Annotated in this window: 2 rRNA genes; both read right to left on the bottom strand. The window is 51.0% G+C overall.

Annotation, left to right across the window (positions count from 1 at the left end):
- A 5S ribosomal RNA gene (rrf, locus tag P0D62_RS19045) occupies positions 1-70 on the bottom strand; the annotation flags it as partial.
- 165 nt (positions 71-235) lie between these two features.
- Positions 236-357, bottom strand: a 23S ribosomal RNA gene (locus tag P0D62_RS19040); the annotation flags it as partial.

The raw sequence follows: 357 nt of genomic DNA, 5'->3' as shown, positions 1-357 counted from the left end.
CGGCGCTGGAGGGCTTGACTTCCGGGTTCGGAATGAGACCGGGTATTTCCCCTCCGCTATGACCACCGAAACAAACCTGTGGGTTTGCTCCGACCGTGTATAACGATTTCTTGGAACAAATTATTCAGTTGAAATCCAGCCACCGAACCCGATCCTGGGTTCAGGGGTGTGTTTTCAGATATTTTATAGTGAACGCGAACAACATAGCCTTCATAGACCGTAAGAATGTGGTGTTGTAGACAAGCCCTCGACCTATTAGTATCGGTCAGCTCCATGCCTTGCAGCACTTCCACATCCGACCTATCACCCAGTGGGCTACTGGGGGTCTTACCACCTTAACAGTGTGGGAGCCCTCAT

The organism is Tessaracoccus caeni, assembly GCF_029211185.1.
GTDB classification, from domain to species: domain Bacteria; phylum Actinomycetota; class Actinomycetes; order Propionibacteriales; family Propionibacteriaceae; genus Arachnia; species Arachnia caeni.
Note: the sequence above shows the minus strand (reverse complement) of the source record. Positions and strands in the feature narration are given on the sequence as shown.